This window comes from Flavobacterium flevense, assembly GCF_900142775.1.
Taxonomy (GTDB): domain Bacteria; phylum Bacteroidota; class Bacteroidia; order Flavobacteriales; family Flavobacteriaceae; genus Flavobacterium; species Flavobacterium flevense.
The window spans coordinates 443,546-457,860 of record NZ_FRCC01000001.1 but is presented as its reverse complement, the minus strand read 5'-3'; the positions used below and the strand labels follow the sequence as shown (position 1 = coordinate 457,860).

Genomic DNA, 14,315 nt, shown 5'->3' with positions numbered 1-14,315 from the left:
AATGGATTTTTAAACACTATATTGATAAAGAATAGTGTATTTTTAAAACTTCTTAAACCATTTAGTGTAGCAATGAAAGCAGAATACCGCAGTATCAGTCCGTCGCCGGGCAGTTCTTTTAGTACGACTCTTTTTGAGGGCAAAGAATTTATTGCTTCCTGGCATTTTCATCCGCAGTATGAGCTGACTTATATTCTGGGGAGTAGCGGAATCAGATATGTGGGTGACAATATGGGAAATTTTGAATACGGCGACTTGGTTTTGGTTGGTTCGAATTTGCCGCATTGCTGGAAAACCATTGGCGAACAAAAAGAAGAAGTACGCTGTATTATTGTGCAATGGGATGAAGAAATGCTCGAAGACTGGTTAGAGAAAAAAGAATTTCAGCACATTAAACAACTCCTTGCTTTGGCTTCCAGAGGAATTCGATTTGACTTTGAAACGGCTCTGAAGGTCGAGAATAAATTGTTAGCCTTGGTTGATTTGCCGCCTTTTGAACGGCTTTTGTCTTTTTTGCAAATATTACAGGAATTGGCTGTGAATGCGAATCATCATTTTTTGGCTGGCGAAGGTTTTACGACTAATTTGACCGTTAAAGAAAGTGAGCGTGTGAATTTGATTTACAATTATGTCAAGGAATATTACAACCAGCAAATTAGTCTGGACGATGTTTCTAAAAAAATAGCGATGAACAAAGAATCCTTTTGTCGTTTTTTTAAGAAAACGTTCCGCAAGTCTTTTTTTGAATTTATCAACGAATACAAAATCAGTATGGCGACCAAAATGCTTATCAATACTGATTTAACAGCTTCTGAAATTGGTTACGAAGTGGGTTATAATAATTTGAGTTTTTTTAACCGGCAGTTCAATAAATTTGTAAAAATGTCGCCTTCTAAATACCGAAAAATGTATCGGGATATTTAGTTTTTAGTTAAACTTTCCAATCCGGCCGCAAACGGAATTATAAAGACTACCTTGTGTAAAAATCCATGTCTATAGCCCATCGTGTTGTTCTTGTTGAAGCTTTGTTTGCCAAATTAGAACTAGAAATTGCACTCTTTAAGGAAAGCTCGACTTTAGGTTGTGTGGCGGGTTGCGGAAAATGCTGTACTAATCCTGAAATTGATGCTTCTCCACTCGAATTTTTACCCTGGGCGTTTCATCTTTTCTTAAACGGAAATGCTGAAAATGTATTATTGGCCTTAAAAAGCAGCAGTACAAGTCGCTGTTATATTTACAATCCACTTTCGTTACTCGATAGCAATAAAGGAAATTGCAGTGCGTACCGATATCGGGGATTAATTTGTCGACTATTTGGTTTTGGAGCTAACAAAGATAAATACGGACAATACCGAATGTCTACTTGCAAAATAATCAAAGACAACCAAAAAGAAGCTTTTGAAAAAACTTCAAAAGCCATTAATGCCGGACTTTCCATTCCTGTTTTTACAGATTATTACATGAATCTTTCTCAAATAGATTTTAAATTAGGAAACATAATTCTGCCCATAAACCAAGCGCTGGTTTTTGCCATTGAAGAAGTCTTGCATTATTATGCGTATCGACCCATGCCGAATGGTTATAACAATTGTGCATAATGAATTTTTCTTCCAATGAAAATTTACCAAGTTTTTAACAATGAGTTATATAGCTTTTGTAATACTTTTATAAGTAAGAAATAATTTATTTACACATGAAAGGAATTTTACCATTGCTATTGTTGTTTTTATCTCAATTGAGTTTTGGACAATCTGTCGATGGGAAAGTAATTCATGGAAAAATAGTGGCGCCTTCAGGTAATGTTGAAGGGGTTATAGTTGTTAATTTGGTAAACGAAAAGTCCACTGTAAGTGACAGTAAAGGCGAATTTTATATTTTAGCAAAAGCTGAAAATTTATTAGTTTTTTCTTCTTCGAATTTAGAAATCCATCGAAAACTTATTGAAGAAGAAGATTTGAAATTAGAGTTTTTAACCATTAAAATGTTTGATAAAATCAATCAGCTTGATGAAGTAATTGTCAATAAGCATCCTGAAATAAATGCCGTTTCGATGGGAATTGTTTCTAAAAAAGTAAAAAATCTCACGCAGATGGAAAGGCAATTGTACACGGCGGGCGATTTTAAACCAATACATTTACTAGGACTTTTGGGTGGGAGTTTACAAATTGATCCTATTTTAAATGCTATAAATGGTAGGACTAAATCGATTAAAAAGATGATTGAAATCGAAAAAAAATCTAGTTTATTAAATCAAATAGAATTTCTTTTTGACGAAGAATATTATACAAAAAAGCTAAATATTCCTAAAGAATACATCAAAGGATTTCAATTTTACTGTGTGGAAGATGAAAAAAATAGAAGTGTTTTAAAATCGAAAAACAAAACTAATATTGAGTTTTTGATGGCAAAATTGGCATTGGAATACAATGAAATAATTCTGTGTGAGACTCAACAATAACAATTATTACCAACAAAAGCCCCAAGTTTCATTGAGGCTTTGTATTTTAGTTTTATGACTGCCAACTAAGCGGACTAAATAAAAAATAGATCACAGATAATACGGATCGAACAGATAAAAACGGATTTTTCATAGTGCTTTGTAAATTATAATCTGCGATAATCCTTTAAAATCAGTTTCATCTGTGTGCCATTCTTAATAATTGGTATAAAAGAAACGGATAGTTGTCTTTATTTTTATTCGAAAATTATTTAGCCGTAACTACATTTGGTTTTGTTTGCGGCACCATATCTGTTCCTAAATAAAAACCAGGATGAGGTGGCTGATTGTAAGCCGAGTTTTGCCAGGCTATCGCTACTCGATATTGCGTATCGTGCATTAAAGTGTACAACTTATGATTAGTAGGGATGTTAGTGGTGTAAATTCGAATAGCAGAGTTGTCCTCTTTTCGGAAGATAACTTCTTCACGCCAATCGCCAAAAAGATCGGCGCTTAAACAAGGCGTTGACTTTGTTCCATTGTTTGATCTGTAGCCTGTGGCAGTAAGTAAATTGATGCTTTTTGCATTGGTATAATCCCATTTGTCAATTCTATTTGAATTTAATAATTCTCGGCTTAAATCACCATCCCACCAGACAGCGAAATTCATGGTAGGTTTAGCGGTACCAATTTCGTTTCCTTTGCAATTGTACAAATTTCCTACTGAACCCCAAAATTCATAGCCTTTGTGGCGAGGATCAATATCAGCGGCCAGACCACGGCCTACGTCAATTCCTTCTCCGTTAACACCCCATAATGGTTCTCCGGTTTTGGCATCTCTAAATTCAAGTCCGTATTGACCGTAACTTCTGGGACTTTCATGACATTGCCATACTTCCTGTCCGGGACGATCAGGATCCATATCGGTCATGTGTAAGGAGTCGCCATGTCCTAAACCATTCGAATATAATTTTTTGCCATCGTCGTCAATGGCGTTGCTGCCATTACATACTTCATCTTTACCGTCTCCATCGACATCGCCCACAGTCATTTGGTGATTGCCTTGTCCACGAGCATCTCTGTTTTCAGCATCGTCACTGTCAAAAATCCATCGTTTAGAAAGTTTGTTGTCTCTCCAGTCCCAAGCCACTCGAACAAGTCTGGTGTAATAACCGCGTCCCATTACCAAGCTTGGATTTTTCCCATCCAGATAAGCAACAGCAGCAATAAATCGATCCACACGATTCCCGTGATTATCTCCCCAACCCATACCATCGCCGCCACGGGCAGGTAAATAATCAGTAGAAGCCATCGCTTTACCAGTTAATCCATTAAAAACAGTTAAGAATTCAGGACCTGATAATATAAATCCTTTTTCATTTCTATAATCAGCATCAGCTGATCCTATTACAGTTCCTGTTCCGTCTATAGTTCCATCGGCAGTTTTACAGGCAATTTCGGCTTTGCCATCAGAATCTAAATCATAGACCATAAATTGAGTGTAATGGGCTCCGGCACGAATGTTTTTTCCTAAGTCAATTCTCCAAAGTAAAGTGCCGTCTAAACGATAACAATCAATAAATACATTTCCAGTATAGCCTTTATGCGAATTGTCATGAGCATTGGAAGGATCCCATTTTACAAAGATTTCATATTGTCCGTCACCATCTACATCGCCCACGCTAGAATCGTTTACGTTGTAAGTGTAGGTACGACCGTCCGGAGTAGTTCCACCAGCGGGAATTTGCATAGGAATATCTAAATATTGATTTGCCCAAACGGTAGCGGTTTCTGAAGCGGTTTCTTCGACACCATTAATAATCGCACGTATATAATAGTTGCAGTCTGTGTTAGTTTGGTGCGTGAAATTAGTAGTTGTAGTAAATGGACTTCCTGCTACTTTTTTGCCATTGCAATACAAATTGTAGCTTACATTGGTAGGTTCAGTTCCCAGCATTCGCCAATTGATATAGACTTGTTCTGCATTTAAACGTGTAGCTACCAGTCCGCGATTGAGTTTTTCAACGGTGCGTTGTGCCTGAATTTGGGTGCTAATTCCAAATAGCAGCAAAAAAAGAATCGATAATTTTCTTGAAAAATTTAAAGTAGTTGGTTTATTCATAATGGGTTTTAGGGTTGGTTGATTGGGTGCATTTGTCACAAAATTAATGCCAAAAAAAGCCCCAAGTTTCCTTGAGGCGTTTTGATATCAGACATGAAATTAGTTGTTTATAGGAATTGCAACTCCTGCAGCAATAGCACCTGAAATTTGTTTCATCGAAGGATAGAAATAATAGCTAAATCCGATGTCTACACTATGTTTACGGCCGACTGCTAATCCTAAAGAAACAGGAATGTGCATCAAAACACCATTTTTTTTGAGATTTGTGGATGGCGTATAAGTTTGAAAAGAACCAATAGAAGCCCCAATTCCTGACTCGATAAACGGAGCGATATAGGGGATAGGTGCTGCAATACGGATTTTTCCACCAACAGAAAAAGCTTTAGAGCTTATTCTGTATTCGGTTGGGTTTCCATTCTCATTAGTTTTGTCTCCTGAGGTAAGTAAAATTCCTGCGTAGGATCTTATGCCAATCCATTTTGTTATACCTTTTGCATATTCAGCCTGAGCGTAAAAACCAGTTCCTCCACCGTCTTCTTCGTAATAGGAAGTGTTAAGTCCTAAACCAATAGAAGCATTAATGTATTCTCCTTTTTTGGGTTGGGCTTTTAGAATATTCGAATAGAATAGGGTAAAAAGAGTAAGGGTTACAATATATCGGGTATAATTCGGCATGAAAAAAGTTTTTGGATTTATAAAAATTTCAGCAAAAATAAGATTTACTATTTGAGAAAAAATAGAGAATTACCTATAAATTATTATTTAAGATTAAATCAATTTTATTTAGAATTAATTGAAATCTTTCTTCGGATGATTCGTAGAATAAATTTCCCAATATAGCTTCTTGAAATTTTGAATTATTTTTTATTAATTCAAGCTTTTCGATAATATAGTTTTTAACAATTTTATCTTTTTCGTTTATCAAAAATTGATGCCAATCAGTTCTATTGTCTAAAATATAAGTGATGTCTTCTATATCATGACTGAATCTTGGATCATTTCCTCCTCGGTTTTCGTAAGCTGAAAATTTACTAGCCAAAAAATAATTGAAAGGCATTATTCTAATTATTGATTGGTCGATTTTAATTTCTTCTAAATTTTCAAATCCTTTCTTAAACCATGGATTTGCTGGAGCCCATGAGATGGGGTTTGTATTCATTACATCTACCAGAATGTCTTCGAATTTGAATCTGCAAATCACATCTAATTCTGATGATTGTAAAAATCCTTTTGAAGTGAGTTTTTCTCTAACATCTTCCAACTCATTTATTGTTGCTACACTCAGGCTAATGTCTATATCCTTAGTTGGACGAACATCTTCTGCTGCCGAATCATTTATGTATAGACTTACTGTTGCCCCGCCAACATAAATAACTTCTTTATTTAATTCTCCTAGAGCTTTGGCTATTTTTTGGATAATTTGTCTATTTATAATAGTGTTTTTCATTATTCTAATCTTCGCTTTAGTTCTTCAACAGCAATAGTGTATTCTCTTTTATTCCCTAATCTTATAGCATCTACTAAAGATAATAATTCATGTAATTTGGGATCATTTAAACAAGCTTTGGGTACATTAGGATGTAATGGCTCGATAGAAAATCCTCTGCTATCACCTTCAAAGTAAGGCCAAACATAAATTTCATCACTTAAAATTATATTTGATAATGGTAAAGTGCTATGTGATGTTTTAATGCCTCTAACGATGGAGCCTGGTTTTTGAGGAAAAACATATTTTAATCCAAATGTCAGAAAATCTAAAAGAGAAGATTTCATAATTCTTTTTTTGTTGTTGGAGAGTAAGCCACTCAAAACACTTCGGTTCAACGATTCGCTAATTTCACTTGAGCTTATAAGTAAATCAAAACTTAAATCTTTCATCAACCAATTATCGTGATTGTAGCTTATTATTTTTAATAAAACTACAATGTCATGTGGTCTCATTCCATTGTGCTTTTTCATAGGTTAATTTTTAATTTGCGATTCGCGAATTGCAAATTTAATTAAATTTATTGAAAATATGTTCTAATGTTAAGGTTTTTAAATAGTTATAGTCAAAAAAAAAGCCCCAAGTTTCCTTGAGGCTGATTGTATAATTTGGAGTTAGCTTTCTAACTTCTAACTTCTAACTTCTAACTCCTGACTTCTAATTTTAGACTATCCTGCTAAAGCGTCTTTAATTCTTTTTAATGCTTCTTTCAACAATTCGTCGCTAGTAGCATAAGAGAAACGGATACAGTTTGGATTACCAAAAGCGTCACCAGTTACGGTTGCTACATTGGCTTCAGCCAAAAGATACATAGAAACATCGTTTGCATCTTTAATTTCAGTTCCTTTTAGTGTTTTTCCAAAGAAAGAAGAAACGTCTGGGAATACATAAAATGCACCTTCTGGAACGTTAATTTTTACTCCTGGAATTTCTTTCAATAATCCAACAACTAAATCTCTACGGCTGTGGAAAGCTTGAACCATGTGGTTCAATACAGATGGATCAGCATCTACAGCGGTAATTGTAGCACGTTGTGCCACTGAATTAGCTCCTGAAGTTACCTGACCTTGAATTTTAGTACAAGCTTTTGCAATAAATTCAGGTGCTCCAATGTATCCAATTCTGTATCCTGTCATTGCGAAAGCTTTTGCAACTCCGTTTACAGTAATTGTTCTGTCGAATAATCCTGGAATAGAAGCGATACTACAGAAAGTTCCTGAGAAATTAATGTGCTCATAGATTTCATCAGCAACGATATATATGTTTGGATATTTTTCTAAAACTTTACCAAGTGCAGTTAATTCTTCACGGCTGTAAACAGATCCTGAAGGATTACAAGGAGAAGAAAACCACATCATTTTTGTTTTTGGTGTGATAGCTGCCTCTAATTGTTCTGGTGTGATTTTGAAATCAGTTTCTACAGAAGTGGGAACTTCTACAGGAACACCACCTGATAATTTTACGATTTCGAAGTAAGAAACCCAGTAAGGTGCTGGCAAGATTACTTCGTCACCATCGTTTAACATTACCTGTGCAATGTTGTATAAAGATTGTTTTGCTCCTGTTGAAACTACAATGTTTGCTGGTTTGTAATCTAAATCGTTGTCTCTTTTGAATTTTCTGCAGATAGCATCTTTCAATTCAGCATATCCGTCAACCGGAGAATACGTGCTGTAGTTTTCGTCAATCGCTTTTTTAGCGGCTTCTTTGATGAAATCAGGCGTGTTAAAGTCAGGTTCTCCTAAACTTAAACTGATAATGTCTTTACCTTGCGCTTTTAATTCTCTAGCCAAAGCTGCCATTGCTAATGTTTGTGATGTAGCAAGATTGTTAATTCTGTCTGAAAGTGGATTACTCATTAATAAAGTGTTGATAGCCCTGAAGATCTTTATGGAATACAGGGTGGTTAATTATTTATTTTAATTAATTATTATTCAAAAGTACCAAAGTACTTGTTTATTGTTAAGCCATTTCTGGTTTCATTCCTAATTCTTTTAAATGCCTGAAATGTGCAATGACAGCATCTCGCATTGTTTTGTATTCGTAATAAGGTAAGTTGCATTCCTGTGCGGTTTCGCGAACAATTTTTGCAATTTTACCATAATGAATGTGACTGATATTTGGAAAAATATGATGCTCTATCTGATGGTTTAAGCCTCCGGTGTACCAGTTTACCAATCGATTTTTAGGAGCAAAATTCGTTGTAGTAAACAATTGGTGAATTGCCCAGGTATTTTCCATTTCGCCTAACTCATTTGGTGAAGGATTTTCGGTTTCTTCAACCACGTGAGCCAATTGGAATACAATGCTTAAAATTAATCCGGCAGTATAGTGCATGATGAAAAATCCAATTAATACTTTCCACCAGACAATTCCAATAACAATAGGTAAAACAATCCAGATAGCAACATAAATAATCTTAGTGATGATTAAAGTAGTCCATAAAATTTTAGGACTTTTAGGTTCTCCATAAGATAATTTTCTTTTCAGATAGTTCCTCATTTGCTTAAAATCAGTTGTAATTGCCCAATTAAAAGTCAGTAATCCATATAGAAAAACTGAATAATAATGTTGAAAACGATGGAAACTATGCCATTTAGCACTTTTAGTAAAACGAATGATTCTTCCGGCGTCTAAATCTTCATCATGACCGGGAATATTGGTGTAGGTATGGTGCAACACATTATGTTGTACCTGCCAGTTATAGACATTTCCGGCTAAAACATAAATGGTTCCACCCATGATTTTGTTGACCCAGTTTTTATTCGAATAAGATCCATGATTCCCATCATGCATTACATTCATTCCCAGTCCGGCCATACCAATTCCCATAACAATAGTTAAAAGCAGATGCACCCAAAAAGGCATATCACTTGTGAGAATTAAAAAATAAGGAACAAGGAAAATAGTAAAAAGTATAATCGCTTTTAAATGGAGTTTCCAATTACCTGCTTTTGAAATATTATTTTCTTTGAAGTAATTGTTTACCCGCGAGTTAAGCGTTCTAAAAAACTTTAGTTTGTCTTGCTTAGCAAATGTAGGTGCGGTTGTATTCATATAATTCAAAAATAGCGTTCAAAGATAATTATTTATAAATTTTAACTCTGCAAAATTGAGTTAAATATTTCAAACTTAAAAATAGTACTTTTGTTAAAAAAATAAAACGATGGACGAAATATTGCGCTATTTTCCGGATTTGACCGATATTCAAAAAGAACAATTTCAAAAACTAGATTTTTTATACCACGATTGGAACGAAAAAATAAATGTAATCTCCCGAAAAGATATTGATTCCTTATACACTAAACACGTTTTGCATTCTCTAGGGATTGCTAAAATTATGAAATTTGAACCCGGAAGTTATGTGCTCGATGTGGGAACCGGCGGCGGATTTCCTGGAATTCCATTGGCAATCTTATTTCCCGAAACCCGTTTTTATCTGATTGATGTGATTGCAAAAAAAATAAAAGTAGTACAAGGTGTTGCTGATGCTCTGGGTTTGAAAAATGTAAAAGCAGAGCAAATTCGTGCCGAAAATGTAAAAGGCGATTTTGATTTTATTGTAAGCCGTGCGGTTACGAACATGCCGGATTTTGTTTCCTGGGTAAAAACCAAAATCAAAAAACAACAAAAACACGAGTTAAAAAACGGAATTCTGTATCTTAAAGGCGGCGATTTAACCGAAGAATTGGCTGATTTTCCCAAAGCAACCCAATATGATTTAGTTGATTTTTTTAAAGACGAATTTTTTGAAACCAAAAAAGTAGTGCATTTGCCATTAAAATTTGTGGTTTAAAATTTATAATAAAAAAATAAATTTTCTTTTCCCCATCCCTAAAGGGTGAAAAATTTCTTGAAAATTCATCAAAATTACATCCTTTAGGGTTCGGGAAAATTAATTTTTATGAATTTAAAACAAGCTTCAAGGATTTTAACTTTAAATATTTCAAAATTATAAAGATGAATAAATTACAATCATGCTGCTTTTTGTTAGTATTGCTTTTAGCTGCTAATGTAAACGCACAAAAAACAGATACTGGAAACTGGTTTTTATATTTTGGCAATCAAAAAATAAACAATCGCTGGAACTGGCATAACGAAGTGCAATATCGAAACTATAATTTTGCCGGAGATCTGGAACAATTATTATTGCGAACAGGTATTGGCTATAATTTATCCGAAAACAATAATAATCTTTTATTAGGATATGCTTACATTCATTCCGAACCTTATGTGGCAGGAACGGATGATAAACTGGAAACTGATGAGCATCGCATTTTTCAACAGTTTATTAGCAAACAACAATTTGGCAGAATCAATATTCAGCATCGTTACCGCGTTGAAGAGCGATTTGTAAAAGATGATTTCAAATTGCGATTGCGTTATTTCCTTTCTTTGAATATTCCTATTAATAAAAAAGAGATGGAAAAAAATGCCATTTATGCTTCTGCATACAATGAAATCTTCCTGAATACTGAGCAGAATCAGTTTGATCGAAATCGACTTTATGGCGGAATTGGTTATTGTTTTAACAAAAGTATAAAAGTTGAAGCGGGCATTATGTCGCAAATGATGGCCAATAACAGCAGAGCACAATTTCAGATTATGGTTTTTAATAGTCTGCCTTTTTAGATTTTCATAAAAAAAATAAAACGCCACAGAATTCAAGTAATTGAATTCTGTGGCGTTTTTGATTATCATTTTAGTACTTCCAACTTCGTACTAACTTCGTATTATTCTCCTAAAAACGGATATCTGTAATCTTCCGGAGAGACAAAAACTTCTTTAATCGTTCTTGGCGAAACCCAACGCAATAAGTTTAAAACAGAACCTGCTTTATCATTCGTTCCCGATGCTCTGGCACCACCAAAAGGTTGTTGTCCCACAACGGCTCCCGTAGGTTTATCATTGATGTATAAATTCCCTGATGCATTTTGTAATTTTACAGTCGCTTCTTCAATAGCATAACGATCCTGACTAAAAATAGCTCCCGTAAGTGCATAATCAGATGTTTCGTCGATAAGTTTTAAGGTTTCTGCCCAATGAGCATCTTCATAAATGTAAATAGTTAAAACAGGACCAAATAATTCGGTTTTCATCGTAACGTATTTTGGATTTGTGGTTAGGATAACGGTTGGCTCAATAAAATAACCAATTGATTTGTCATAATTCCCTCCGATGATAATTTCGGCATCGGCATCATTTTTAGCTCTGTCAATATATCCGGCTAATTTATCAAAAGAGCCTTCGTGGATTACAGCTGTGATAAAATTCCCAAAATCTTCCGGAGAACCCATTTTTAGCGATTTAATATCCGTTGTCAATTGGTCTTTAATGGCAGGCCATAAACTTTTTGGAACATAAACTCTGGATGCGGCGGAACATTTTTGCCCCTGAAATTCAAATGCACCACGTACCATTCCGGTAACGGCTTGCTTTACATTGGCACTTGGATGAACCATAATAAAGTCTTTTCCACCTGTTTCACCTACAATTCTTGGATAAGTTTTGTAATGATGAATGTTAGCTCCAATTTTTGCCCACAAATCTTTAAACACATGAGTGGAACCGGTAAAATGCAATCCTGCAAAATCACGGCTTGCTAAAATGGTATCCGTAATCATGGCAGCATCACCAAAAACTACATTAATAACACCATCAGGAAGGCCTGCTTCTTTGAAAACTTCGATAATAATTTTTGCCGAAAAAACCTGACTGTCACTCGGTTTCCATACTACCACATTTCCCATCATAGCAGCACTTGCAGGCAAGTTAGCAGCAATAGCCGTAAAGTTAAAAGGGGTGATGGCATAAATAAAACCTTCCAGCGGACGGTATTCGAGTCTGTTCCAAATGCTGGAATCCGAAGTAGGCTGGTCAGCATATATTTGTGTCATGAATTCGACATTAAAACGCAAGAAGTCAATTAACTCACAGGAAGCATCAATTTCTGCCTGATGAATATTTTTAGACTGACCAATCATCGTTGCGGCATTAATTCGGGCTCTGTAAGGTCCTGCAATTAATTCGGCTGCTTTCAGGAAAATAGCGGCACGCTGTTCCCAAGCCATATTAACCCATGCTTGTCTAGATTCTAATGCGTTACTAATAGCACTTTCAACATGTTTTTTTTCGGCAAGATGATAAGTTCCTACTATATGTTTATGATCGTGCGGAGGAGTAATGTTTTGAGTATTTCCGGTTCTGATTTCTTCTTTTCCAATGTATAGCGGAACGTCAATTTTAGCATTCCACATTTTTTTGTAAGCAGATAAAACGGCTTCTTTTTCGGGAGAATCAGGAGCATATCCTTTTACGGGTTCGTTGATAGCTTTGGGTACTTTAAAAAATCCTTTTAACATATTGTTGTATTTTATTTATCTAAAAGCGTTTCAGATAGGTTAGAAAAATATATTCGAAAGTTGCGAATAATCAGGTATGCTAACAAAATTACAAAAGGAGAATTTAAAACTTTTATAATGAAGCTATAATAAGTTGTAAAATCATGCGGTTAAATGTTAATTTAATGCAAATGGAGCGCATAATCTAAAAGTAGGGATGATTACCTTAAAAGTCTTGGTGTTTGTAAAATTGATCATGTTGAAATGACCTTTCATAGCGCCATAAGGAGATGAAAGCAAACAACCTGAACTGTAAGTATGATTTTCTCCGGGTTTTAAAACAGGTTTTTTACCGATGATCCCTTCTCCATCTACAACTTCAATATTATTTAAAGAATCAAATATTTCCCAGTGACGTGAAGTAAGTTGTACGGAGTCTTTACTGTGGTTTTCAATGGTGATGTGGTAACTAAAGGCAAAGTGAATCTTGTAGTTTTTGAAGTAAGTACCTTCAAAACTAGTCAAAACTGTTATTTTTATGCCTCTTGTTATTTGAGAAACCATAGTAATATATTAAATCTATGTTTAATACGTGCAAAATTACAAAATTTTCATTTCGTATTCCTTATTTTTAAAACTTTTTTTAATTAATGATGTTCAGGGAGTTAGCAGTGCCTTTTCCGATGATTCTGTCATAGCGTCCTGTGTTTTCTCTATAGTACACTAAAACGTTGTATTCATTCTCTGTTTGATAAAAATTTCCGTCTATGGCATTCTCATTATCAATGACTCCTTTACTGTCAGCAATTACGTAATGATAGTTTGTAAAACCTTGTTTTATTAAAATGGCTTTTTCATAAATACCTTTCTTTTCATTGTAATCCATCTTGTTTTCCGGAGATAAAAGGTAATTATTAAACATTCCGCTTACATAAATTCCTTTATCGAGGCGATATGAAGGTGCCGAAAGACTAAAATAACCCCAGGCATAATCGGCTTCAATGTCGTTATTAGCTGCATTTAAATTCTTAACCGCAAAATTCCCGTTGATGTCCTGAAATAAGGTGTATGGAAGATTTTTTCGGGCGTTGTTCGTATAAAGCAGGCAATTATAAATATCTGTACTGGCGTCTACACGGGCTACATAATTGTTGGCTACTCTAATATCTTTATTTTCAAAATACAAAAATTCATTTCCTGCCCAAAATTGAGTTTCAGTATCATATTTGTAAATTAAATCATTCCCAATGGTATATTGTGGTTTGATATCTTTTATTTCGGTATTGAAATTTCCATTTTGAATCAAGATTACCTTTATGTTTTTCACCGGATTTTGAAAAGTAAGATTACTTGATTTTATTGCAAAATCTAAGTTGTGTTTGTACTCAATAACACTAACATTCCGGGCTCTTTTTATTTGTAAAGGGACTGTTGCAATATCTTCATAAAGCCTGAATTTCCTCGAAAAAACAACTTCTTTATCGTCGTTTAATATTTTAAGAATGTAATTTCCGCTTAAACGCAATTGTTGGGTAAACTGGTTTGGGATACTTAAATTATAATGGGAATATAGTTGTAAAGTATTAAAAGAATTAGAGTAATTCTGAATTCTTTGATTGTCAAATCCTTGTAAGTACTCGTTTTTAGGAATATTAGAGGGAACCCAATTGTAATCACAATGAATGATTTCGTAATAATAATTAGCTTCATTACCAAAAAGATCATCAAATTGAAACTCGAAAGTGCTGCCTAATTCAAAAATTGGAACAATATTTTCATTGTTTCTGACAAAAGAAACGGTCTTGATGTTATAGGGCGGAACCATCTCGTTTTGTACCTGAGCAGTTGCTAAAGTCAAAAAGAAAACGAAGAAAACTCCAAAAACAAAAGATTTAGACATAATTTTTAATTGCTATGGTGTAAATATAA

General features: G+C 34.5%; 14 protein-coding genes. 5 read left to right on the top strand and 9 right to left on the bottom strand.

Annotated features, from left to right (window positions below):
• Window positions 1-72: 72 nt before the first annotated feature.
• The 3 genes from BUB89_RS02040 to BUB89_RS02030 all read left to right on the top strand — a co-directional run bounded on the left by BUB89_RS02040 (window position 73) and on the right by BUB89_RS02030 (window position 2,458).
• On the top strand, window positions 73-924 hold the full coding sequence (locus BUB89_RS02040; RefSeq protein WP_073241365.1) for an AraC family transcriptional regulator: 852 nt from the start codon (window positions 73-75) through the stop codon (window positions 922-924).
• Window positions 925-989: 65 nt separating this feature from the next.
• Window positions 990-1,598 (top strand): YkgJ family cysteine cluster protein, encoded by a 609-nt coding sequence (locus BUB89_RS02035; protein ID WP_073241363.1) that lies wholly within the window; start codon window positions 990-992, stop codon window positions 1,596-1,598.
• Between the two features lie 95 nt (window positions 1,599-1,693).
• Window positions 1,694-2,458, top strand: a complete 765-nt coding sequence (locus BUB89_RS02030; RefSeq protein WP_073241361.1) for a peptidase associated/transthyretin-like domain-containing protein — start codon at window positions 1,694-1,696, stop codon at window positions 2,456-2,458.
• A gap of 247 nt (window positions 2,459-2,705) precedes the next feature.
• On the opposite strand, the gene BUB89_RS02025 is transcribed toward BUB89_RS02030, so the two are convergent.
• The 6 genes from BUB89_RS02025 to BUB89_RS02000 all read right to left on the bottom strand — a co-directional run bounded on the left by BUB89_RS02025 (window position 2,706) and on the right by BUB89_RS02000 (window position 9,102).
• Window positions 2,706-4,559: a rhamnogalacturonan lyase gene (locus tag BUB89_RS02025; RefSeq protein ID WP_073241841.1), complete on the bottom strand. Its 1,854-nt coding sequence runs from the start codon at window positions 4,557-4,559 to the stop codon at window positions 2,706-2,708.
• A gap of 99 nt (window positions 4,560-4,658) precedes the next feature.
• The gene (locus BUB89_RS02020; RefSeq protein ID WP_073241359.1) at window positions 4,659-5,234 is read right to left on the bottom strand and encodes a hypothetical protein; all 576 of its coding nucleotides are present in this window, start codon (window positions 5,232-5,234) and stop codon (window positions 4,659-4,661) included.
• A 73-nt stretch (window positions 5,235-5,307) separates the two neighbouring features.
• Window positions 5,308-6,006 carry a hypothetical protein gene (locus tag BUB89_RS02015; protein WP_073241357.1) on the bottom strand — a complete coding sequence of 233 codons (699 nt, stop codon included), beginning with the start codon at window positions 6,004-6,006 and terminating at the stop codon, window positions 5,308-5,310.
• Window positions 6,006-6,518, bottom strand: a complete 513-nt coding sequence (locus BUB89_RS02010) for a hypothetical protein (RefSeq protein WP_073241355.1) — start codon at window positions 6,516-6,518, stop codon at window positions 6,006-6,008. The genes BUB89_RS02015 and BUB89_RS02010 overlap by 1 nt, the downstream gene beginning before the upstream one ends.
• A 195-nt stretch (window positions 6,519-6,713) precedes the next feature.
• Entirely contained in the window at window positions 6,714-7,904 is a 1,191-nt protein-coding gene (locus tag BUB89_RS02005) for a pyridoxal phosphate-dependent aminotransferase (protein ID WP_073241353.1), read from the bottom strand.
• 103 nt (window positions 7,905-8,007) lie between these two features.
• Window positions 8,008-9,102 (bottom strand): fatty acid desaturase family protein, encoded by a 1,095-nt coding sequence (locus BUB89_RS02000; RefSeq protein WP_073241351.1) that lies wholly within the window; start codon window positions 9,100-9,102, stop codon window positions 8,008-8,010.
• 109 nt (window positions 9,103-9,211) lie between these two features.
• Here BUB89_RS02000 and rsmG point away from each other — a divergent pair, with 109 nt between their 5' ends.
• Together rsmG and BUB89_RS01990 are read left to right on the top strand one after the other, a co-directional pair.
• Window positions 9,212-9,841, top strand: coding sequence for a 16S rRNA (guanine(527)-N(7))-methyltransferase RsmG (rsmG, locus tag BUB89_RS01995; protein ID WP_073241349.1), 630 nt, complete (start codon window positions 9,212-9,214; stop codon window positions 9,839-9,841).
• A 164-nt stretch (window positions 9,842-10,005) separates the two neighbouring features.
• Window positions 10,006-10,677 (top strand): DUF2490 domain-containing protein, encoded by a 672-nt coding sequence (locus BUB89_RS01990; protein WP_073241347.1) that lies wholly within the window; start codon window positions 10,006-10,008, stop codon window positions 10,675-10,677.
• A gap of 101 nt (window positions 10,678-10,778) precedes the next feature.
• Here BUB89_RS01990 and pruA read toward each other — a convergent pair whose 3' ends face one another.
• The 3 genes from pruA to BUB89_RS01975 form a co-directional block, all read right to left on the bottom strand.
• Window positions 10,779-12,407 (bottom strand): L-glutamate gamma-semialdehyde dehydrogenase, encoded by a 1,629-nt coding sequence (gene pruA / locus BUB89_RS01985; protein WP_073241345.1) that lies wholly within the window; start codon window positions 12,405-12,407, stop codon window positions 10,779-10,781.
• 156 nt (window positions 12,408-12,563) lie between these two features.
• Window positions 12,564-12,950 carry a Co2+/Mg2+ efflux protein ApaG gene (gene apaG, locus BUB89_RS01980; RefSeq protein WP_073241343.1) on the bottom strand — a complete coding sequence of 129 codons (387 nt, stop codon included), beginning with the start codon at window positions 12,948-12,950 and terminating at the stop codon, window positions 12,564-12,566.
• Window positions 12,951-13,029: 79 nt separating this feature from the next.
• Entirely contained in the window at window positions 13,030-14,286 is a 1,257-nt protein-coding gene (locus tag BUB89_RS01975) for a type IX secretion system plug protein (RefSeq protein ID WP_073241341.1), read from the bottom strand.
• Window positions 14,287-14,315 lie beyond the last annotated feature (29 nt).

What these genes read in the sequence shown, in the direction of transcription:
- BUB89_RS02020 (WP_073241359.1), bottom strand. Translation starts at nt 5,234, where the DNA reads ATGCCGAATTATACCCGATATATTGTAACCCTTACTCTTTTTACCCTA.
- BUB89_RS02030 (WP_073241361.1), top strand. Translation starts at nt 1,694, where the DNA reads ATGAAAGGAATTTTACCATTGCTATTGTTGTTTTTATCTCAATTGAGT.
- BUB89_RS02035 (WP_073241363.1), top strand. Translation starts at nt 990, where the DNA reads ATGTCTATAGCCCATCGTGTTGTTCTTGTTGAAGCTTTGTTTGCCAAA.
- BUB89_RS02005 (WP_073241353.1), bottom strand. Translation starts at nt 7,904, where the DNA reads ATGAGTAATCCACTTTCAGACAGAATTAACAATCTTGCTACATCACAA.
- BUB89_RS02015 (WP_073241357.1), bottom strand. Translation starts at nt 6,006, where the DNA reads ATGAAAAACACTATTATAAATAGACAAATTATCCAAAAAATAGCCAAA.
- BUB89_RS02010 (WP_073241355.1), bottom strand. Translation starts at nt 6,518, where the DNA reads ATGAAAAAGCACAATGGAATGAGACCACATGACATTGTAGTTTTATTA.
- pruA (WP_073241345.1), bottom strand. Translation starts at nt 12,407, where the DNA reads ATGTTAAAAGGATTTTTTAAAGTACCCAAAGCTATCAACGAACCCGTA.
- BUB89_RS02040 (WP_073241365.1), top strand. Translation starts at nt 73, where the DNA reads ATGAAAGCAGAATACCGCAGTATCAGTCCGTCGCCGGGCAGTTCTTTT.
- BUB89_RS01990 (WP_073241347.1), top strand. Translation starts at nt 10,006, where the DNA reads ATGAATAAATTACAATCATGCTGCTTTTTGTTAGTATTGCTTTTAGCT.
- BUB89_RS01975 (WP_073241341.1), bottom strand. Translation starts at nt 14,286, where the DNA reads ATGTCTAAATCTTTTGTTTTTGGAGTTTTCTTCGTTTTCTTTTTGACT.
- apaG (WP_073241343.1), bottom strand. Translation starts at nt 12,950, where the DNA reads ATGGTTTCTCAAATAACAAGAGGCATAAAAATAACAGTTTTGACTAGT.
- BUB89_RS02025 (WP_073241841.1), bottom strand. Translation starts at nt 4,559, where the DNA reads ATGAATAAACCAACTACTTTAAATTTTTCAAGAAAATTATCGATTCTT.
- BUB89_RS02000 (WP_073241351.1), bottom strand. Translation starts at nt 9,102, where the DNA reads ATGAATACAACCGCACCTACATTTGCTAAGCAAGACAAACTAAAGTTT.
- rsmG (WP_073241349.1), top strand. Translation starts at nt 9,212, where the DNA reads ATGGACGAAATATTGCGCTATTTTCCGGATTTGACCGATATTCAAAAA.